Here is a 20,680-nt window from a genome sequence, read left to right as displayed (position 1 = left end):
GCCTGCTGGAGGCTTATGCCACAAGGCGGCCGGGGGTGGCGTTACACTAAGGAATTGTGAACTTACGACTCTTTGACACCAATACTCGTACGCTGCGCGACTTTACCCCAATCCGAAAAGGCCACGCATCGGTGTACTTGTGTGGTGCCACAGTGCAAACCATTCCACATATTGGGCACGTTCGTTCTGGCGTGGCTTTTGATATTTTGCGGAATTGGCTTGAAGCAAAAGGGCTTGATGTTGCATTTGTTCGTAATGTTACAGATATTGATGACAAAATTATCGCAAAAGCTGCAGAACATGGTCGCCCTTGGTGGGAATGGGCAGCAACTCATGAACGAGAATTCCAGTGGGCGTATCGGCAATTAGGTGTTCGACCTCCATCAATAGAGCCACGGGCCACCGGGCACGTTACTGAAATGATCGAATATATCCAACGGATTATTGATAATGGACACGGTTATGCCGCCGATGGAAATGTGTATTTTCAACCCACAAGTATCCCCGATTATGGCAAACTTTCCGGCCAGAAACTCGATGAAATGGACCAAGGGGAGTCCGCTGGTACCGGTAAATTAGATCCTCGGGATTTTACTATGTGGAAGGCCGCAAAACCAGGCGAGCCTAGCTGGCCGACGCCTTGGGGCCCAGGTCGCCCAGGCTGGCATATTGAATGTTCCGCTATGGCGACCAAGTATCTTGGAAGTGAATTTGATATTCACTGCGGTGGTTTAGATTTACAATTCCCGCACCACGAAAATGAGATCGCACAAGCGCACGGTGCTGGCGATGGGTTTGCTCGGTATTGGTTGCACAACGGTTGGGTGACAATGTCTGGGGAGAAAATGAGTAAATCCCTGGGCAATGTGCTGAGTGTGCCAAATGTGCTCACTATTGTTCGCCCCGTTGAACTGCGGTATTACCTTGGCAGCGCACATTATCGTTCAATGCTCGAGTATTCAGAAGAATCGCTTAAAGAAGCCGCCGCTGGGTATCGCAGGGTCGAGGCGTTTTTACATCGCCTTGGCGATGTACCTAAAACAACCTGGACACCTGAGTTTGAAAAAGCCCTTGATGATGATCTTGGTGTCCCTGCTGCTTTAGCCGAAGTTCATAACTCTGTTCGTGCAGGTAATACGGCACTTGCTAGCGGCAACCATGCGGAAGCTGTGCGAATTGGCGGTCAAGTACGTGCAATGATGGCTGTACTGGGCGTTGATCCGTTGAGCGATACATGGCGTGAAACCGCTTCAACGAAGGCTATTGACGCCCTCGACATCCTTGTAAAAGCGGAACTTGAGCGCCGTGCAGTAGCTCGGGCAGAAAAAGACTGGGCAACCGCAGATGAAGTCCGTGACCGCCTGAATCACGCGGGCATTGAAGTAGTAGACACCCCATCCGGCCCCGAATGGTCGCTTAAAGAAGAGGAATAAACAATGGCAGGCAATTCTCGACGCCAAGGCGCTGTTCGGAAAACAAATAAAAAAGGCGCTCAAATCGGATCAGGCGGACAACGACGCCGCGGGCTACGCGGTAAAGGTCCTACCCCGAAAGCAGAAGACCGCGTTTATCACCCCGCGCATAAGCGAAAGCTGGAACGTGAACGCCGGGACTCAGGGCGCCATGTAAAGGAACAAACCAGCGAACTCGTGGTTGGACGTAACCCAGTCGTCGAATGTCTGCATGCAAAAGTTCCAGCCAGTACGTTGTACGTAGTCCAGGGAGCGACTAACGACGACCGCCTTACCGAAGCAGTCCATACTTGTGCGGCTCGCAGCATTCCCATTTTAGAAATATCCAAGCATGAAATGGACCGCATGACCGGCAACCCCATGCACCAGGGCATTGGTCTACAAATCCCAAACTACAAGTATGTGGATGTTGAAGACCTTATTGCCCAAGTAGATGCCGCCGGGGAGGATGGGCTGATAGTTTGCCTGGACAATATCACCGATCCCCGTAATCTCGGCGCAGTGATCCGCTCAGTTGCTGCATTCGGTGGCCACGGTGTAGTAATCCCCGAACGCCGCTCAGCATCCGTTACAGCTGTAGCCTGGCGCACCTCAGCAGGAACAGCCGCAAGGTTGCCAGTGGCAAAAGCCACCAATATGACTCGAACCCTTAAGCGGTTCCAGCAGGCAGGATACCAAGTAGTAGGGTTGGACACTGGCGGAGATCACACCATTGACACCTACGACGGGACTGGCCCGACTGTGATTGTTGTTGGTTCTGAAGGCAAAGGCATGTCTCGCTTAGTACACGAAACCTGCGACACCATTATGTCTATTCCAATGACAGATTGGGTTGAGTCTCTTAACGCTTCTGTAGCCGCCGGTGTAGTGCTCAGTGAATTTGCCCGACAGCGGCGAAAGACGCATTCATCCTAGTTTTTCTGCTGTTAACTATTTCGGCGAAGCGCAAAATTTTTGGCAAGGGAATGACAATTTACATGTAATGGTAATATTGTCATTATTGCCGAAAATGAGAGGGAGAAATGGTAACGCGCGTTGGCGTCTATTTTGATGGTTATAACGTGTATTACGGGGGTCGTTCGCTTTTTAAAGAGAGAACAGAGCAATGGAAGTGGTATTCGCCTAGAATTCTTGCAAAATACGTAGTTGATTGCATTAGAAAAACAGGGTTTTACGGTCAGCATAAACAGATGAAAGAAACTTGGGGGGATATTGATTTTGCAAAAATTGTCTTTTGCTCAGCTAAAATTTCTGAGTCACGTGACCTCCAAGCTCTCTATGATCAAACAAGTTACTTTAACGCGATACAAGACGGCAACCATATCGATCATCTAGAACTGGGCCGCTATGTAAGTCGGGTAAAATACGCTCCCCTAGCTATCAAAGGCAGTGGTGGAAGGCCTGAGGTTTACCATTCACAGTGGCCAATAAAGGTGAGAGACAAAGCTGGAGTAAATATTGATGATGCAACTTTTCTAGTTTCCTATTTTCATAGCGAGGAAAAGGGGAGTGACGTCAATTTGGCTACGCATTTGATGCGGGACGTATATGAAAACATGATCGATGCCGCGATTGTTTTTTCGAATGATTCAGACTTGTCGCTGCCCGTTGAATTTGTTCGTTCACGGGTTCCTCTGGGAATAGTTAATCCACAGGGGCAACGTCCCCATAATTCCCTATTGAAGAATGCGAAAAATGAGCGCGGTGATTGGCATTTTTACTTAACATGTGACGCATTTATTCGCTGTCAAATGCCTGATACGGTTGGGAAGAATAGCAAGCCTCCCTCCTGGTAGGGGCGCACTTTTGACAAATTTTGCAACTTATGTAGAATTTGAGCCATAACTCCCCCGTCCTCTTCGGAGGCGGGTTTTTTATTTTGCTTGTTGCCTTTTGTTAGTAGTTATGCGCTGTTCTTTTAGAGCACCGATACCGCGGCAGATTAGATAAATAACAAAGGAAATGCTGGTTACAAACACGCTTACCGGGAGCCCTGGTGCCAGCGATAATACAAATCCACCGACTGCGGCACTGAGTGAAAACAAGGTAGATAGAACAACGGCAAGCATTGGATTTGCGGTAACACTTACAGCTGCGGCTCCCGGTGTAATAAGCAGCGCCATAACCAAAAGCGCCCCTACGATTTGTACGGATTGGGCAGATGTGAGTCCGACCAAAACGGCGAATATTACCGACATTAGTTTGATATTTATACCCGATGCAGATGCCAAAATAGGGTCAGCCGCAGCGTAGAGGAGAGGCCGCCAAAGCAAAGCGATCGTGCCAATTACGATAACGACAATAATGGCAAGCAATTTGACATTGGCACCAGATACGCCAACGATTTGTCCGGTCAGGAGGGTAAAAGCTGTGCTGGCTCGGCCGGGGTAGAGGTGGATAAATAACACCGAGAGACCCATACCAAAACTAAACACCACACCAATTGCGCTATCTTGGTTTTTCATGCCCAAAAGGGCAAGGATTATGGCTGCAACAATGGATCCAATTACAGCGCCGATACCGATATTAAGGCCGGCGAGTAGTGCTGCCGAAGCGCCCATGAGTGCGAGTTCAGAAGTGCCGTGCACCGCAAAGGACATTCTTCGAATAACTACAAACGGTGCCATAACACCAGAAACAATGCCGAGTAGCGTGGCGGCGATAAGCCCTTGTATAACAAAATCGACGTTTAGTAACCGTAGGGTTTCTTCATAGAATTCCATGTCACACCACAATCATTCGATCGCCAACACGTACTACTTCAATATGGGTGCCATAGAGTTCGGAAAGAACGTCACTACGCATAACGGATTCCACGGCCCCAATCACATGCCCATGAGGAGCGAGGTAAAGAACTCGGTCGGTGGCTTTTATAACTGGATTAATGGAATGGGTAACAAAAACAATGGCACTACCGGAAGATTTCAGGAGTTCAACAGTGCGTTTCTCCATATGAGGGTCGAGGCTTAGCAGTGGCTCATCGCATAGTAAAAGCTCCGGATTGCCGGCAAGGGCTTGGGCTTGGCGGAGAAGTTGCTGTTGGCCTCCAGAGAGCGAACCGACTCGCTGATCGGCTAAATGTGCGGCTCCAACGCGATCGAGGAGATTTTCGACGTCGCGGCGGTTGGCGCGGCGCTTTGAGGTTACGCCGTGGGCAAGTGCGAGACTCACTAGGTCTCTAGCGCGGAGCGGAAGCTCTGAAGGAAACATGCGCTGTTGGGGAATATAGCCAACCCGGGAGGTACTGGAAACAGAGCCAGAAGTAAGTTTTCGGGTACCTAGAATAATCGAAAGTAAAGTTGATTTTCCCACCCCATTGGGCCCGAGCACAGTAAGGAATTCACCTTGCTGAAGTTCTAAATTGAGCCCCGACCAAAGGGGCTCAATAGTGGCGTTTGAAAGCGAAAGGATCACTTTGCTGCATCCGAAAGACGCTGAGCAAAATCATTCAAAAAGTCGAAATAGTTTTCGTCCTTCTTGGGCATTTCGTACACATCAACGATTTTAATTCCCTGCTGTTCCGCAGCTTCGCGGATACGTTTGGTGGTGTCTGTTGCAGTTTGCGGGGCGTCGATAAGCACGTCTAAACCTTTTGCATTCACTAAATCGAGGAATGCTGCAACATCGGCGGCGGTGGGTTCGGATTCATTTACGGAAGAATGGTGGTAGCCCTCCGGGGTAACATCCTGCATATTGCTATGCGCAATGACGAGGTCCGCAATGGCATGGGTTTGTGCAACCTTGGCGTCGGGAAGCGCGTGAATCAGATCATTGGCCTGCTTGAGTGAATCCTCTACTTTTTCCGGGGTGGTTTCCGTTGTGGGGGATACTTCATTGACCTTCTTGGCGAGATCTACCGCGAGGTCTGCAACTGCGTGAGTATCGAACCAAATATGTTCATTGGCGCCATGCCCATGGTGATTGTGGTCACCCTCGCCCTCATGGGAGTGCTCTTTATGGGAGTGATCGTCGTGGGAATGTCCTTGGTGGGAGTGCCCTTCTGAAAGCGGAAGCGCGTGTATGACCTTTTGTTCTTCAACGCCGTTATACAACCACGCATCATATCCGCCACCGCCAACAACAATAATATCTGCGTCGCGGGCTTCAGCAAGGTCTGAAGCAGTCGGCTCAAACGAGTGGGGATCAATATCTTGACCAGTAATAATAGGTTTGATCTCCGCATTAGGGACAACTTTTTCAGCGACATCTGCCCAAACCTGAGTGGAGGCAACAATCTGCACGGTGTCAGTATTTGCTGAAGAACTGGCGCTGCTTGCATTCGATTCTGTTGTCGAGGGGGATGAGCAAGAAACTGCCAGTAGCGCAACAGCAGAAATAGATAGTAAGCGACGAATCATGAATTCCACGATTGTGAAAATGGAAATGTTTGTCAAGTGCGTCGAGCGTGAAACTGTTAAATTCGATATATGGCAAAGCAAACCCTCGCCACACTGGCGCGCGAGTTGGGTGTTTCACGGACTACAGTTTCAAATGCATATAATCGACCCGAACAGCTCTCGCCTGAGCTTAGAGAACGTATTCTAGCCACTGCCACGCGATTGGGGTATGCAGGACCCGATCCCACTGCGCGGTCATTGCGACGTCGACGTACTGGCACCATCGGAGTTCTATTTACTGACCATCTCACATACGCGTTCGAAGACTTGGCGTCAGTAGATTTTCTGGCCGGAATGGCGGAAGTAGGACAACACCGTGGGGCGGCGCTAACACTGGTGCCCGCAAAACCATCGGGATCAGTGGCTCCCGAATTAGTTAACTCCGCTGTGGTTGATGGGTTTGTAGTGTATTCAGTAGCCGCGAATGATCCCTACTTACAGGCTGCTATAGCCCGCCAATTGCCACTCGTTGTGTGTGATCAACCCGCAGATACAAGTTTGCCATTTGTAGGTATCGACGACCGCGCCGCTATCGCCCCGGCTGCTCAAGCATTGGTTGATGCTGGTCACCGCCGAATTGGTATCTTATGCATTCGTCTTGATCGTGTTCGAAATGATGGGCCAGTAAGTAAAGAACGCTTAGATACAGCTTCTCTCCATGTCCAACGGTCACGAGTTATGGGGGCATTGGATGTGTTTAAGCAAGCAGGAATAGAGCACAATATTCCTGTGGTAGAACGGCATATTAACGATCGGCAAAATAACCGCGAAGCAGCACGTGAACTCCTAGAATCCAACCCCGATATTACTGCCGTACTATGCACTACGGATTCAATGGCATTGGGCGTGCTAGATTACGCCGACCAAAAAGGCATTCGAGTGCCGGAGGACTTATCGGTGACGGGCTTCGATGGTATTTCCACTGCGATTCACCGAAATATAGCCACTGTAATGCAACCAAACCGGGAAAAAGGTGCAGCGGCTGGGCAAACACTATTTCGACTTATCGAAGGTGAAGACATTGAACCTCGAAGAATCCTAGAAACCACGTGGTTCGAAGGCGCTACGATCGCTGCGCCGCGAGTGCACTAAGAAAATCGGCAACGTCATGTAGGGACGCGAGCCGTAAAAGTGCTTGAGTGTCTCCTGGGCCGACTTTAATGCCCATATCAGTCGGTCCAAGAACGGCAAAACCAGTTTCATCTGTAGCGTCGTCGCCAATAAAAATCACATTGGCATCCCCGCGATGAGCGCGAATCCAACCGCCTTTGGAGGTATCCAAAACCGAAAACTCTAAAATGCACTTGCCGTGAGTAACATGCACCCCAGGACGGGATAATGCCATGGCTTGTTGCAATAATTCTTCACCGTCGCCAGGCATGCCTCGGGTATGCAAAACCCTATGAAATGGCTTCACTTCTAAGCGGGCACCATTATGGTTTGTGATTAACGCTCTAAGGTCATGTTCGATTTCGGCAAGGAGACGTTGCTGCTCTAAGGAAAGCACAGCCGGTTTTGTACCCTCCGCTCCATGGCTGCCTACAAGCTCAATCGCATCCGTCACAGGTGCAAGTTGCTGCAAATCAACCAGTGAACGCCCCGAAAGGATAACCACGCGGGTATTTGGTTGAGTAGCGAGTTGTTCAAGGGCTGCAATCGACTTTGAATTCACTGGAACATTCATGGGGTTGGTATTAAAACCCGCGAGTGTGCCATCGAAATCAGAAATTACTAGTAGCGGGGCCATGCTCTCTATCTTGCCAGCAATCTCAACGAGTATGGGGTGTCTGAATTTTTTGAGTGAGCGGGAAGATGAACGAAATGCCCCTAGAAGGCATTGATATAGGACTGGCCGGCAGATTTGTGTTGTGGGCTCTTGGTCTTGGGGTGTGAGCTGGGGAAATGTGGTGGTGGGTTGTGGGTGATGTGAAATCTGCCTGATTTCGGGGGGGTGGGGTGTGTTAGATCTGCCTGGTTTTCGGGTTGGTGGGGTTGAAAATCCAGGGCTTCGCGGGGTTTGAGCTGGTTTTCGGGGTGAGATGGATGGTTTCCCGAGCCTTCGAGCCGCTTTCCGGGGTGTTTGATAGGCCCACCCTATTGAACTAGTGATGTTTTTATGCCGACTGTCGCAGATTCCATAAAATCCGCCGAAAAAATGGAATTTGTGACAGCAACCAACATTGCGCACAAGCGTTGACCTGGGGTTTGTCACAGATTCCATCAAAACAACGAAAAAAATGGAATCTGTGACAGGTTCCCTACCTATCGTGTCACAAATTCCATAAAAACAGCCGAAAAAATGGAATCTGTGACAACACACCCAACCAGCACCCGAAAGGACCGACCAGCTTTCATCCAGAGCCAACCAAATCCCAGGTCACCGGACTTACACAACCAAATCCCAAGTCACCACAAGCACACAACCCGACCACCGGCCAAACCACCGGCCAAACTACCGGCCAAACCACCGGCCAAAAACCACAAACGCCACATACCCCGCAAAAGCCAGGTCAAAACAAGCCCTCCACCAGGCCGACTCAGCGGAATATGTGACAACTTAAGCCCACAAACCCCAAAAACCCCACCAGCCACATTGGCCTCCAAAGCTAGGATTAAAGCCAAACCTTCGAGCTCTAAAACCCCGCATGAGGTCCAGCCCAACAAACAAGGAACAATTCAGAGGCCCTACTACGACTATTAATCCACGAGCCGAAACCCAGGACGATCAATGTCTTCACCATTTTGGGTAAACACTAATTCATCTCCGTCGTGGGTGATGCTAAATCCGCCTTGTAGCATTTCGGCCAAGGCGTCATGATAAAAACGTTCTTTGCCAGAGCATTCTGGTTCGCGCATTTCTATGCGAATAAACTCTACATGGTCTGCTTCGGCCGCAGGTGCTGCACTGCCATCTTTTGTAAATTTCACTTGGCCTTGAAATGGCGAGCACCCAGTAAAACCGGCAACTGTGGATTCCCCAAAAACCATAGTTGCGCTTCCTGCGACTGTGTCGGGCAATCCGCTTGGTGTTCCTGGTTTGGTATACACATTGGTGATTTGCCAGGTTGATTGCACTACTTCCCGAGGGGAATTGCAGCCTACTAATCCGAGGATTGTGCTGCTGAGTAGCAGCATAGCGGCGGTAGTTCGAACCCCGGTTTTGCGGAGGTGTGGTTGCCTGGTCATTGCAAGCATTCCAAAAAGCTCCTTGCCCATAGATTTACATCACACGTTAGAACCTGTTCATGTAATTCAAGCATTCGAGCTTTTGCGTCTTCGGGATCTGCAGTTAGAGCATTGAGTAGTTGGCGTTTTACCGATTCAATATCGTGCGGATTGCACAACCAAGCTCGTTGAAGTTCAATTGCAGAACCAGCAAATTCGCTTAATACTAAGGCGCCTGATCCATCTTTATGGCAGCATACGTATTCTTTTGCAACCAAGTTCATGCCGTCTTTATATGGTGTAACGAGCATTACATCGGCTCGTTTGTAGTATCGGAGCAATTCGGACTTAGGAAGTGATCGGTGCATATAGTGCACAACGGGATGTTCTACCGTTCCAAATCGACCATTGATTCGCCCTACGGCTTCTTCGACGAGCGAACGCGTCTTTCGGTAGTGGTCAATGCGTTCTCGCGAGGGGGTGGCAATTTGAATCAGCATAATTTCTGACGGCTCCAAAGCCCCCGATTCGAGCAATTCTTCGAAGGCAAGGAGGCGCTGCAAAATGCCTTTGGTGTAGTCCAAGCGATCAACCCCAAGAATTACCGTCCCTGAGGCTTCGATAGGTTCAATTTCGCTCGCGGCAGCCACCACCTCGGCCGAATCAATCGAAATTGGAAACGCCGCCACACCCACCTTGCGTCCGTCCGGCGCGGTAATATACGCCGTCACCTTGCGTATCGACGCCGTCCCCTCTACCTGTAGTTTGTCAGGTTGCCCGATCGTCGACCCGGTGAGAGTGACCTGGCGAGCAAGCGATAGGAAGTTTTCAGTATTTACTTCCAAATGGAAACCAATAAGGTCCGCCCCCAGCAACCCCCGCATAAGCTCTTCCCGCCAAGGCAGTTGCCTAAATAGATCAGCAGATGGGAAGGGAATATGTAAAAAGAATCCGATTTTTAAGTCGGGTCGCATTTGTCGCAGAATACCGGGCACTAATTGAAGCTGATAGTCCTGTACCCAAACCGTGGCGTTTTCTGAAGCTACTTCCGCTACTTCTTGTGCATACTTTAGATTCACATTTCGGTAGGTTTCCCACCATGTTCTATGAAACTCCGGGGGTACAATCAGATCGTGGTAAAGCGGCCACAATGTGGCATTTGAAAACCCTTCGTAGAACTCCTGAAAGTCTGTTTCAGTCAGGGTGACGGGATGTAGCAGTACGCCATCTGCTTCAAATGGTTCTGGTGCGGCATCAGGAACACCTGGCCATCCCACCCAGCAACCTTGGTGGCGTGCCAGCACTGGAGACAGTGCGGTAACTAAGCCGCCGGGACTTGGCAACCACTCCTGAGTTCCATCTGGGTGGGTTGTTAAATCTACCGGCAGCCGATTGGCTACCACCACAAAATTGCTCATGCTTTCTTTGTAGTCTTTTTTGTGGTCTTTTTGGTGGTTTTCTTGGCGGCTTTCTTTGTTGTTTTTTTAGTTGTTTTCTTGGCGGCTTTCTTTGTAGTCTTTTTAGCTGCCTTTTTGGTCGTCTTTTTAGGAGCGTTCGCCTCTGCATGCTCCGCCGCAATTCGCTTATAGCGCAAACCCTCAGGCTCAACACCTAACATGCACAACAGCGTTGCGCAGTCAAAAAAATCTGTAGAGTATGTAGCAACAATCCGGCGAGCTGCCTTGGCGGTCTCTTCCTCCACCGCGTGCAAGGAATCGGCATTATTATTACGGGTATCAGTGACCTTCGGTGGCACGGATCCTCCTGGGTGATAAAAGACAAACTTGGATGCTTATTCTACGCCATTCGTTTTGCAAAAGCGCGGTACCTCAGTAACGCTGGGGGGCGTCGTAACTTTCGTGCGCACCATTCACCAAGCACCACTCCGGCTGCCAGGGCCGAACCAATGGCTAGCGCCAAAACCATATTCGAAAAGCCAACCAAGGTTTGGGAATGAAGGATTGCGTACATGCCTCGGTAAATAGATAAACCAGGCAACAGCGGAGTGATACCCGCCACGGCGGTAATCAATGGCGGAATCAAAAAACGGCGAGCTAAAAGACCACCCGCAAGACCAATAATTGTCGCAGCAATGCTAATAGCCACCACGGGCGGCACTCCAATGGGCAAAAGCACTGCATAGTACATAAATGAACCAGTCGTCGCGGCTAAACCTGCAACAATTACCGACGACCATTCCGCATAGCACGCCACGCCATAAAACGCCGCGGCAATCCCCCCAGCTATCACCTTTAAAGTAACCGAAGTCAGATTAATTGGTGGCGTAGTTTGCAGCTCAGGCAATGTCACACCGAGTGCACCAGAAACCTGAATTCCAATCGCCACACCTGCAACGATGCCACCTGTAAGCATCATGGTCTCAAAGAACCGTGCACTTGCAGTTACAGGAGCCCCGGTAATACCGTCCTGCATTGCCTGTACCAGTGTTAAACCAGCAAGCATTACCACAATTCCAGAGGCCACAATCTGCGAAGGTGAAAGTTCGAACCCTAAGGTATTAGCCCACCGATACGAAAGTGCAGCCGGTACGGTAGATACAAAACCACCAAAAACATTTTGGAAAAAAGCTGGTAAACCACGTTGTTCCAACCATGTGCTTCCGCCCATAATGACTGCAGCAACAATAAAAGAAATACCTGCCACAACGAATCCGCCACCCAAGAGTACGGCGACGGCGGCGCCAAAAACAGCCCAACCAAAAAGCGCCGTTCGAAAACCATATGGCGGTGGAGTATGCAACAGTTCGTCAAGGATCTTATCGGCTACCTCTGGAGGGGTGGCCCCTGCACAAATTGAGCGAATAAGACGATCAACCTCTGACAATTTGGAAAAATCAATTGCCAGACGACGTACTACACGAAACACACTCAAAGGCGTCTTTTTATCAGTGCCAATATTCGTGAAAATCGTGATTGTATTTAACGTGATATCAACGTGGCAATAATGCAAACCATATGCTGAAGTAACTGCACGAATTTGGGCTTTTGTGTCATTATTTCCGGTGCCGGAGGACAAGAGAATATCCCCGATACGCGAAGCTAAATCCATTACAGCGGAAACTTGGGCGTGGTCTGTAAGATCCACTGGCGCCAGAGGCGACGGTGGTGGCGCAGCCTTGACCGTGTCGATTGTGGCGACGCGGCCAGAAAGCAAACGATCAAAGATTTTCATGCTGCTGCCTTTGTAAATTGGGATATATAGGGGACGTAAGGTACGATCTCATGGCAGTGCTGGAGTGGCGCAATCGGTAGCGCAACGGTCTTGTAAACCGTAGGTTGCGAGTTCAAGTCTCGTCTCCAGCTCCAACGAAAAGGTCTTAAGGTTTTTCCTTAGGGCCTTTTTCTTTTGCCCCTACTGTTGCACTTGTGGTGGAAACTTGTTTGGCAGCAAGAGTTGGTGGTCGTACCGGTAGCAACAATATAGCGCCTGCTGCCAAAATAATCGCAATACCAATGATGCCAGCACGATCAGAACCACCAACTGATACCGAAACACTAAAGGCAATCGGTGCAAGCCAACTTACAGCTCGCCCAGTCGTGGCATACAAACCAAACATTTGTCCATCTCGTCCTTCTGAGGTCATCCGGGAAAGAAAAGACCGACAAGAGCTTTGAGCAGGACCAACAAAAAGCGTAAGAATTAGACCAAAAATCCAGAAATTTAGCGGTCCATCCAAGAAAAATATAACCAAACAAACTACGACCATAGCGAGCAATGAAAAGATAATCACTGGCTTAGGGCCAATCTTGTCATCAACAACCCCCATACCCAGAGCCCCGAGCGCACTCACAACATTCGCTGCAACGCCGAATAACAGGACGTCGCCAGCCGAAAGCCCGTACGAAGAAACCGCAAGAATAGCGCCGAACGTAAACACACCTGCAAGCCCATCGCGCAACACCGCAGAAGCCAATAAAAAGTACACCGCGTGACGGTCTTCTTGCCAAAGCTCCTTAAACTCTCGAAAAAGCCGAGCATACGAATCCCTAATCCCGCCGACTTGTGCAGTAGGATCAGGCTCAATTTCCGGAACACGAACCATCAATGGAATCGCCGAAACAATAAACCAAAAGGCGGCAAATAACGCGACAACACGAATATTCCAACCGCCCTCTGTAGAAAGCCCTAAAAAACCTCGCGTTGGCCCGTCACCTTGAATAAACCCCAAATAACAAATAAGCAAAACAAAAATTCCCCCGAAATAGCCCATTGACCAGCCAAAACCAGAAATCCTGCCAACATTCTCCGGGGTAGAAACCTGGCGCAACATGGCGAAATAACTTACTTCAGCCAACTGGAAAATCACCGAAGCCACACCCATAATGAGTAGTGCTATCCAGAAATAAAAAATATGGTCATTTCGGATAAAAAACAACGAGGCCATAAGGAAAAAGGCCACAATTGACCACACAGTGACACTACGTTTCCTGGTGCCGCGAATGTCTGTGCGACGGCCAATAACAGGTGCGGTTAACGCGATAAATACACCCGCAATGCCCATTGCATAGCCATACCAGCCAGAAGCAGTCACTGAACTTGCACGAAGGAAACTTGGCCAAGATTCCGCAACGTATTCTTGCACATTCGCCCCGACCGAATCAGTCAAATACACTGCAAAAATAAACGTCACCAACACGGCATTAAAAGCAGCAGAACCCCAATCCCAGAGGGCCCAAGCCAAAACAGTTCGTTTATCTGTGCGGGCGTGAGTTTGCGTCTTCGTGCTCATGCTAAAAACCTTAGTACGAAGCGCCACAAACTATCGCGCTGAAAACCACACCAAAACCAACCATCCAAAAAAATTGCTTAACTAGTGAGGTTGACAAAAGGGAAACTAAGGAGCGAGGTTGGCGTGGCTTCGGAAGAGCTTGGCGTAGGCTTGAGGAAGGCCTGAACAGGCAGATTTGTGTTGTGGGCTTCTGGTCTTGTGGTGTGAGCTGGGGAAATGCGGTGGTGGGTTGTGGGTGATGTGAAATCTGCCTGATTTTCGGGTGGGGGGTGTCAGATCTGCCTGGTTTTCGGGTTGGTGGGGTTGAAAATCCAGGGCTTCGCGGGGTTTGAGCTGGTTTTCGGGGTGAGATGGATGGTTTCCCGAGCCTTCGGGCCGCTTTCCGGGGTGTTTGATAGGCTCACCCTATTGAACTAGTGATGTTTTCAGTCCTACTGTCACGGATTCCATAAAATCGCCTGAAAAAATGGAATTTGTGACAGCAAGCAACATTGTACACAATCGTTGACCTGGGGTTTGTCGCAGATTCCATTAAAACAGCGAAAAAAATGGAATTCGTGACAGGTTCCCTACCTATCGTGTCGCAGATTCCATAAAATCGGCCGAAAAAATGGAATCTGTGACAACACGCCCAACCAGCACCCGAAAGGACCGACCAGCTTTCATCCAGAGCCAACCAAATCCCAGGTCACCACAAGCACACAACCAAACCAACGCCCAAAGACAAAGAATCACCCTGCAACTCTTAACTACTTAAAACCAATAGATCGCTTGATAAGGGCCTTCTTCGTCTCGATAGGTTTGGCAGGCCAGGACTTCGCCATCGCGAATGTCGTAGTCGCTGAGTACGTGGTTTTCTTTCATATGGGATTTCCCGCCTTCGAGGGAGCATTGGCAGGCACCGCATTGGCCTTGTTGGCATGAGTAGTTTGCGGGAATGTCGGCGGCGAGGAGTGCTTCAAGGAGGGTTTGGTTGTCATTCCATCGGAAGGTGTACTCGGTGTTGTCTATTTGCGCGATATGTTCCATGATGTGGTTTCTGGTCTTGTGGGAAGGCTGGAGGTACTCTGCCCGGCACGTTACTTGAAGCCTTGACCCGGCACGTTACTTGAAGCCTTGACCCGGCACGTTACTTGAAGCCTTGACCCGGCACGTTACTAGTGGCCTGGCCTGGTGTGTGCATTGTTGTTTTTGGGTTGATGGGTTTGAGTCCTTCGAGGGTTTCTGTGACGAGTGCACGTACGCGACGGTCGCGGGGCATTTCGTCATGGCGGATTACTGCGAGGGGGTATTGATCTTGGATCCAGAGATTATTTGCTTTGTCTAGGAAGCATGATTCAGCTGGGACGACGGTGGCGTCTGTTCGGGTTGCTATACAGGTGTAGCCGACTCCGGGCAGGCATTCGGGTCCGGTGTTGAGGTTTTGGAGGAATGGTGATCCAGCGATTTGTTGCATTCCTGCGGGGCCGAAGTAGGTATCGATCATTTTGGTCATAATTTCGGCTTGTTTATTGGTGGCTACGAGTTTTCCGAGCATTCCGCCGAGGGTGGTGCCATGGTTGGGGCTGGAGAGGCAGATAAGGTGTTTGGTTCGTTCGGCTCCTTGGAGGAATTTCATGTAGTGGCGTGCTAGGACACCGCCTTGGGAGTGTCCGACAAGGATGGTTTTTTGGGCTCCGGTAGTGGCGAGGACGAGGTCGATATAGGCTTTGATTTGGGCCGCTGAGTCGGTAATAAGGTTGGTTCCGCGTTGGCCATATCCAGGGATAAAGACTGCCCAACCTAGGTTCCGTAGTTGGGTGGTGAGTTCTTTCCAGTCACCGGGGCTGCCGGAGGTTCCGTGGATTAGGATTACTGGCCAAGGGCGTTGTGGTGTGGGGCGGGCTCGCCAGTCGTCTTCGACCCAACCACGGGACGGGATTTTGGTGCCTAGTGGTTCCGACATTGGGGGTGATGTTCCTTTCTATAGTGGGTTCCCAAGTTCATCGGTGCCTAGTGCTGTTCGTAGTTTTGCTGCGGCGGCGTCCATACGAGATTGATCGGTTTCATTCATGGGGATGACATTGGCAAAGTTATAGTCACGCATGGTTGCGGTGGGGAAGATATGAATGTGGGTGTGGGGGACGTCGAAACCCGCAATAATATAGCCTGCTCGGGGAACGTTAAAGGCGTCGATCATAGCGTTGCCAATTGCGTGGGCGACTTCATTTACACGAGCCCAAACGTGGGGGTCAAGGTCGGTCCAGCGGTCAACTTCGGCGACTGGCACTACTAGGGTGTGACCGTAGGTCAAGGGTTCGATTGTTAGGAATGCAACGACGTCCTCAGAGCGGTAAATAAATCGCCCTGGAAGTTCGCCTTGAATGATTTTGGTAAATACAGTGCTCATGTCTTTCCAGAGTAGCGGTGGTTGGCGTATCGACGCTGCCTGGGTGGGCGTCGATACACTATGTACATGCGCATTCTGGTAATCGGCTCGGGCGCCCGTGAGCACGCCCTACTACTTGGACTTTCGCAGGACCCGGCGGTGACTGAACTGCATATTGCGCCGGGAAATGCGGGCATGGAACCCCTCGCAAAGCTGCACGCAGTGAAGGCGGATGATCCTAGTGCGGTAACGGCACTGGCTCAGGAACTTGGTGTGGATTTTGTGGTGATAGGTCCGGAAATCCCCCTAGTTGCTGGAGTGGCTGATGCGTTGCGGGCGGCAAACATTGCGGTTTTTGGCCCGAATAAGGATGCTGCCCGCATTGAAGGTTCGAAAGCTTTTGCAAAAGACGTTATGGCTGCGGCGGGGGTACGAACCGCGCATGCAGAGTCAATATTGCCAGGTGCTGAAGCTGCGGAGATCGATGCCGTACTCGATCGCTTCGGGCCGGTATGGGTGGTAAAAGACGATGGGTTGGCTGCTGGAAAAGGCGTGGTAGTAACGCCAGATCGTGAAGCGGCGCGTCAGCATATCCTGGATGTTCATGAATCTGGCAACCCGGTATTACTGGAAACATTTTTAGAAGGCCCTGAAGTTTCATTGTTCTGTCTTGTTGACGGTGAAACGGTGGTTCCATTGCTCCCGGCGCAGGACCATAAACGAGTTCATGACAATGATGAAGGTCCGAACACTGGAGGCATGGGTGCGTATTGCCCGCTGCCATGGTTGCCGGAAAATGGTGTGCAGCGCATTGTTGATGAAGTATGCGTTCCAGTGGCTCAAGAAATGGTGCGACGCGGTTGCTCGTATTCTGGTTTGCTATATGCGGGTCTTGCGTGGGGGCCGGAGGGGCCCGCCGTTGTAGAATTTAACTGTCGTTTCGGCGATCCTGAAACTCAGGCGGTATTAGCACTGCTTAAAACCCCGCTCGGTGTACTTTTGCGTTCCGTAGCAGATGGCACTTTACAGGAGCAACCACCATTGCTTTGGGAAGACGGGTATGCACTCACTGTGGTGTTAGCCGCCCATAATTATCCTGATACTCCGCGCACTGGCGATATTATTACCGGTGCTGAGCATGCTCAGGTGCGCCATGCAGGAACCGCTAAAAACGCTAATGGTGACTATATTTCCGCTGGTGGTCGCGTTTTAAATGTGGTGGGTACCGGACCAACGCTTGCCGACGCCCGCGACTCGGCCTATGCAGTATTGTCGGGCATCACCATGGATGGGGGACATTATCGAAGTGATATTGCATTACCTGCGGTAGATGGGCGTATCACTGTTTAAAAAACCTGAGAATTTTCCATGAGTGCAGGGCACATCTTCAATACGGTGTGTCCTGCCTTATATGTTTGTTGCTGCCTTGTGTGGGGTAAATCGGCGGATGTGTTTATGTGTAAGCAAGTGCGAATACTTGAGGGAAAAAGTCGAAATGGTCGCAGGTTGAGCGCATTTGCTACATGCTGATGTTTGATGCCGCACATTTAAATCGTGGATAATTGATCTGACATTTCGTGTATTGAGAGCTAAAAATGTCTTTAGGTCAATTTGGGGGTAATTTTAGCGACCATGAATGAAAAGCTCGAACCTTCGAAGCGAAATTGCTAATAAAAGACGCAGCTCGCGGCATGTTTGCTAAAAAGTTACATTTCTTGGTAAATCATGCGACTTGCAGCTTATTGATGGTTAAGTTAGTTCTTATTAAACTGTCGTTTGTCGAAGCTGCTATGACTGGGCTTCACTCATGCTCAGGATCACTTAAGGCACCCCCGCAAAGTGTCTTAGTGGCTAGCAAAGCTGAAAGGAATTCGATGTTATGCGATTAAATTTGGTCACATGGAAGCGGCTTTGGGCTGTATTTGTAGCCCTGGCGGTGACCTTGGCATTTATAGTAGTGCCAAATGCTAGAGCCCAAGAAGATATATTTGAAGACGAGCTGGATGCAGCCCCGCTTCTACCTGCGAAAACGGTAGAATTTGGTGAATTCAGAGTTTCTAATCAGCACTATTATGAAGGCGATAATGCTGAGGAAATTCGCCTCTGGGAATTTGCAACCTTCGATGTTGATTGGACAGCTCCCGAAGGTGTTGTCGAAGGGCAAACATTCACCGTCCAATTTCCAGAGCAATTCCGTCTTTACGGGGATGAAAAATTTAACCTCGTAAGTACTGCGGGTGTTATCGGCGGCACATGTGATGTTGATGCCAACAAGCAGTCCATTTCATGTGTATTTAACGAAAAATTTGTAAATAAGTACGATGTTAAAGGTACGCTGCAAACTAAGTTGCAAGCTCATCAGACAGTAGATAAAGATGAGTTGAGCTTAATCATCGATGGCAAGGGGCGGGTCCTCGATTTACCAGGTAAACGTGGCATTATTGGTCCACTGGATCGTGTAGGCGGGGACCCCTTTAAAGTAGGTTGGTTTGACCCGAACTGGTCCACTTCTGGGTGGCGCATCGATATTCCCGGAACAAAGCTTGAATCTCAGAAATCGAATCCTGTCAAGGTCACAGATGAATTTGATGGCTATTTTAAATTTACAAAGAAAACTCCATTTATCGAGGCCTATAAGATTGATGAACAGAATCCGAATGTTATCAATGAGAGTCTAAAAGTCGCGGAAAAGAACGTTAGCAACTATGACGTTTCAGCTGATGGCAAAAAGGCAACATTTGAAATCACGCCTCCAAATGAGAGTGGTAAGTGGGAGCCAAACCTCCATTACCGTATTCGCTATGAAGCGGAAACACTTGACGGTCGACCAGTTCCTGTAAACACGAAAGTTACGAACCATGTAGTAATTGCGGGACTTCCGGATTTGCACTCCACCATTGAACGAAATCAGCACAGTAGCGGAACGATTCAAGGTGTGGATCGAGGTTCCTATAAAGTACGCAAAGTTCTGGCGGATTCGCCCCTGAACAATCGTGTTCCAGCTGATGCAGAATTCACTGTTCACGCAGACATCACCTTGCCGAATGGTCAAAATAAGACTGAAGAGGTAAAGGTTTCCCTTAATGGCGAACGTGCTGGAAACGAACAGCTTCCAGTGGGGTCTACCGTAATCCTTAGCGAAGTTACACTGCCAAACATCCCAGGTGTGGAATTTGGTAAGCCGAAATTCTCAGTTGATCAAGCTGACGACGTATCCAATGTTGAAATCCTCGAGGATGGTGCGAAGGCTCGCATTACCACCGTTAGTGAAGAAAATATTGACCTTCTTCTGACCAATACTGTGAAGTCGGGCTCCGGCAAACTTGCAGTTGTGAAAAAGACCGCCGGTGTGGACGTCGCAAAGAACAAAGACTACAAGTTCAACTATGAGTGCAATGTCGAAGGCGAAATAAAGTCTGGTGTTGTCATCGCTAAGGGCGATGAACAGCCGGTATTTGTGGATGAAATCTTCCCAATTGGTACTACTTGCACAATTACCGAAGACGAGCGTGCTGCTCAGATCGACGGTTATACGCTAGTTCCACAACCGCAGGACTTTAAACAAACCATCACTATTAGTGGTGATGACACCGTGCAAGTCACTTTTATTAATACCTATGCACGTATGGCTGGTGGTTTGGCAGTGACCAAACACATTGATGACCGTGCAATTGCACGTATTTCTGATGATGAGGAATTCAAGTTTGAGGCCTCCTGGGAAGCAAACGGCAAAGTGGAAAAGCGTGAGTTCACGTTGCGTGATGGGGATGTGTTTGATGATTTCCCTCGTTTGCCGCTTGGTACGAAGGTGACGATCAAGGAATTGTTGCCAGATGATTCAATGTGGGTTGCTCCAGTTTTTACCGCCAATGTTAGTGGTGCCGTTGATGATAAAGGCGACGGAACTGCTGTAGTTACCGTACTCGCTGAAGACGCAAATCTGCTTGTAAACGTAACAAACTCGATGGGCCGTGGACCTGGTGTTCCTCCTGGTGGTAGTGGAGGCCTTGGTTGGTTGGCGTTGTTGGGGTTGATTCCGTTGTTGGGTGGTCTTGGTTCCTCGCAGTCTGGTGGTTCGTCTACACCGGGTGCTCCGGCTCCTAGTGCGCCTGCGCCGAATGTTGCGGCGCCTGGTCAGTCGCCTGATGGTGTTGGTGGTGGACAGCCGCAGAAGGGGGTTCCGGCTCCTGGTGCTCAGGCTCCTGCGCAGGGTGCGCCTGTGAAGGCTTCGCCTCAGCTTGCGCGTACTGGTGCTGGTGTGTTGGGTGTGGTTGCGCTTGCGTTGGTTGCGGTTGCTGTTGGTGTGTTCTTGGTTCGTCGGGCACGTCGGCAGTAGGTCGTTGGCCGTGTAGGTGCGGTTTGACCTGAGTTTGTTGTTGGCTCGTGGTGTGGATGTTGGATAGTCCCACCACGAGCCTTTCCATATGGTGGGGATCGAGTGATTACAGGCCACTATGCTAAAAGCATAAATGAAGCATAAGAACCACACGTGCTATAGGCGTAGATTTTCTCAGAATTGTGCGCAATT

18 protein-coding genes and 1 tRNA gene are annotated in these 20,680 nt (G+C 49.9%); 7 read left to right on the top strand and 12 right to left on the bottom strand.

Going from position 1 to position 20,680, the window contains the following annotated elements:
* The first annotated feature begins 56 nt into the window (after nucleotides 1-56).
* The 3 genes from cysS to CFREI_RS11585 all read left to right on the top strand — a co-directional run bounded on the left by cysS (nucleotide 57) and on the right by CFREI_RS11585 (nucleotide 3,268).
* Nucleotides 57-1,433: a cysteine--tRNA ligase gene (gene cysS / locus CFREI_RS11595; RefSeq protein WP_027013062.1), complete on the top strand. Its 1,377-nt coding sequence runs from the start codon at nucleotides 57-59 to the stop codon at nucleotides 1,431-1,433.
* A gap of 3 nt (nucleotides 1,434-1,436) precedes the next feature.
* The gene (gene rlmB, locus CFREI_RS11590; RefSeq protein WP_027013063.1) at nucleotides 1,437-2,387 is read left to right on the top strand and encodes a 23S rRNA (guanosine(2251)-2'-O)-methyltransferase RlmB; all 951 of its coding nucleotides are present in this window, start codon (nucleotides 1,437-1,439) and stop codon (nucleotides 2,385-2,387) included.
* Nucleotides 2,388-2,494: 107 nt separating this feature from the next.
* The gene (locus tag CFREI_RS11585; protein WP_035112216.1) at nucleotides 2,495-3,268 is read left to right on the top strand and encodes an NYN domain-containing protein; all 774 of its coding nucleotides are present in this window, start codon (nucleotides 2,495-2,497) and stop codon (nucleotides 3,266-3,268) included.
* Between the two features lie 78 nt (nucleotides 3,269-3,346).
* On the opposite strand, the gene CFREI_RS11580 is transcribed toward CFREI_RS11585, so the two are convergent.
* From CFREI_RS11580 to CFREI_RS11570, 3 genes are read right to left on the bottom strand one after another with little or no spacing between them, the layout of a single operon-like run.
* Nucleotides 3,347-4,195 (bottom strand): metal ABC transporter permease, encoded by an 849-nt coding sequence (locus tag CFREI_RS11580; protein WP_035112217.1) that lies wholly within the window; start codon nucleotides 4,193-4,195, stop codon nucleotides 3,347-3,349.
* Between the two features lies 1 nt (nucleotide 4,196).
* Nucleotides 4,197-4,886, bottom strand: coding sequence for a metal ABC transporter ATP-binding protein (locus tag CFREI_RS11575; protein ID WP_027013064.1), 690 nt, complete (start codon nucleotides 4,884-4,886; stop codon nucleotides 4,197-4,199).
* The gene (locus tag CFREI_RS11570; protein ID WP_027013065.1) at nucleotides 4,883-5,830 is read right to left on the bottom strand and encodes a metal ABC transporter solute-binding protein, Zn/Mn family; all 948 of its coding nucleotides are present in this window, start codon (nucleotides 5,828-5,830) and stop codon (nucleotides 4,883-4,885) included. Before CFREI_RS11570 ends, CFREI_RS11575 begins: the two co-directional genes overlap by 4 nt.
* Nucleotides 5,831-5,899: 69 nt before the next feature.
* On the opposite strand from CFREI_RS11570, the gene CFREI_RS11565 reads away from it, so the two are divergent.
* The gene (locus CFREI_RS11565; RefSeq protein ID WP_035112218.1) at nucleotides 5,900-6,961 is read left to right on the top strand and encodes a LacI family DNA-binding transcriptional regulator; all 1,062 of its coding nucleotides are present in this window, start codon (nucleotides 5,900-5,902) and stop codon (nucleotides 6,959-6,961) included.
* Here the strand turns inward: CFREI_RS11565 and otsB are convergent.
* The 5 genes from otsB to thrE all read right to left on the bottom strand — a co-directional run bounded on the left by otsB (nucleotide 6,933) and on the right by thrE (nucleotide 12,226).
* The gene (gene otsB, locus CFREI_RS11560; RefSeq protein WP_035112219.1) at nucleotides 6,933-7,616 is read right to left on the bottom strand and encodes a trehalose-phosphatase; all 684 of its coding nucleotides are present in this window, start codon (nucleotides 7,614-7,616) and stop codon (nucleotides 6,933-6,935) included. The genes CFREI_RS11565 and otsB overlap by 29 nt on opposite strands.
* A gap of 950 nt (nucleotides 7,617-8,566) precedes the next feature.
* The gene (locus CFREI_RS11555; protein ID WP_027013069.1) at nucleotides 8,567-9,064 is read right to left on the bottom strand and encodes an META domain-containing protein; all 498 of its coding nucleotides are present in this window, start codon (nucleotides 9,062-9,064) and stop codon (nucleotides 8,567-8,569) included.
* Nucleotides 9,052-10,452, bottom strand: a complete 1,401-nt coding sequence (locus tag CFREI_RS11550; RefSeq protein ID WP_027013070.1) for an alpha,alpha-trehalose-phosphate synthase (UDP-forming) — start codon at nucleotides 10,450-10,452, stop codon at nucleotides 9,052-9,054. Before CFREI_RS11550 ends, CFREI_RS11555 begins: the two co-directional genes overlap by 13 nt.
* Nucleotides 10,449-10,790 carry a hypothetical protein gene (locus CFREI_RS11545; protein ID WP_027013071.1) on the bottom strand — a complete coding sequence of 114 codons (342 nt, stop codon included), beginning with the start codon at nucleotides 10,788-10,790 and terminating at the stop codon, nucleotides 10,449-10,451. Before CFREI_RS11545 ends, CFREI_RS11550 begins: the two co-directional genes overlap by 4 nt.
* Before the next feature lie 41 nt (nucleotides 10,791-10,831).
* The gene (gene thrE / locus CFREI_RS11540) at nucleotides 10,832-12,226 is read right to left on the bottom strand and encodes a threonine/serine exporter ThrE (protein ID WP_051256015.1); all 1,395 of its coding nucleotides are present in this window, start codon (nucleotides 12,224-12,226) and stop codon (nucleotides 10,832-10,834) included.
* Between the two features lie 58 nt (nucleotides 12,227-12,284).
* Between thrE and CFREI_RS11535 the strand changes: the two genes are divergently transcribed.
* Nucleotides 12,285-12,360 (top strand) — tRNA-Thr (locus CFREI_RS11535).
* An 11-nt stretch (nucleotides 12,361-12,371) separates the two neighbouring features.
* On the opposite strand, the gene CFREI_RS11530 is transcribed toward CFREI_RS11535, so the two are convergent.
* From CFREI_RS11530 to CFREI_RS11515, 4 genes are all read right to left on the bottom strand, one after another.
* Entirely contained in the window at nucleotides 12,372-13,784 is a 1,413-nt protein-coding gene (locus CFREI_RS11530) for an MFS transporter (protein WP_051256016.1), read from the bottom strand.
* 753 nt (nucleotides 13,785-14,537) lie between these two features.
* Nucleotides 14,538-14,813 (bottom strand): 2Fe-2S iron-sulfur cluster-binding protein, encoded by a 276-nt coding sequence (locus CFREI_RS11525; RefSeq protein WP_027013072.1) that lies wholly within the window; start codon nucleotides 14,811-14,813, stop codon nucleotides 14,538-14,540.
* A 100-nt stretch (nucleotides 14,814-14,913) separates the two neighbouring features.
* Nucleotides 14,914-15,729 carry an esterase/lipase family protein gene (locus tag CFREI_RS11520; protein ID WP_084170786.1) on the bottom strand — a complete coding sequence of 272 codons (816 nt, stop codon included), beginning with the start codon at nucleotides 15,727-15,729 and terminating at the stop codon, nucleotides 14,914-14,916.
* A gap of 18 nt (nucleotides 15,730-15,747) precedes the next feature.
* Nucleotides 15,748-16,173: an HIT family protein gene (locus CFREI_RS11515; RefSeq protein WP_027013073.1), complete on the bottom strand. Its 426-nt coding sequence runs from the start codon at nucleotides 16,171-16,173 to the stop codon at nucleotides 15,748-15,750.
* A 66-nt stretch (nucleotides 16,174-16,239) separates the two neighbouring features.
* On the opposite strand from CFREI_RS11515, the gene purD reads away from it, so the two are divergent.
* Nucleotides 16,240-17,502, top strand: a complete 1,263-nt coding sequence (gene purD / locus CFREI_RS11510) for a phosphoribosylamine--glycine ligase (RefSeq protein ID WP_027013074.1) — start codon at nucleotides 16,240-16,242, stop codon at nucleotides 17,500-17,502.
* A gap of 529 nt (nucleotides 17,503-18,031) precedes the next feature.
* Complete coding sequence (locus CFREI_RS11505; protein ID WP_027013075.1) at nucleotides 18,032-20,488, top strand: DUF5979 domain-containing protein; 2,457 nt, start codon at nucleotides 18,032-18,034, stop codon at nucleotides 20,486-20,488.
* Nucleotides 20,489-20,680 lie beyond the last annotated feature (192 nt).

It is taken from the genome of Corynebacterium freiburgense, assembly GCF_030408815.1.
GTDB classification, from domain to species: domain Bacteria; phylum Actinomycetota; class Actinomycetes; order Mycobacteriales; family Mycobacteriaceae; genus Corynebacterium; species Corynebacterium freiburgense.
This window is presented reverse-complemented; position numbering and strand designations above follow the sequence as displayed.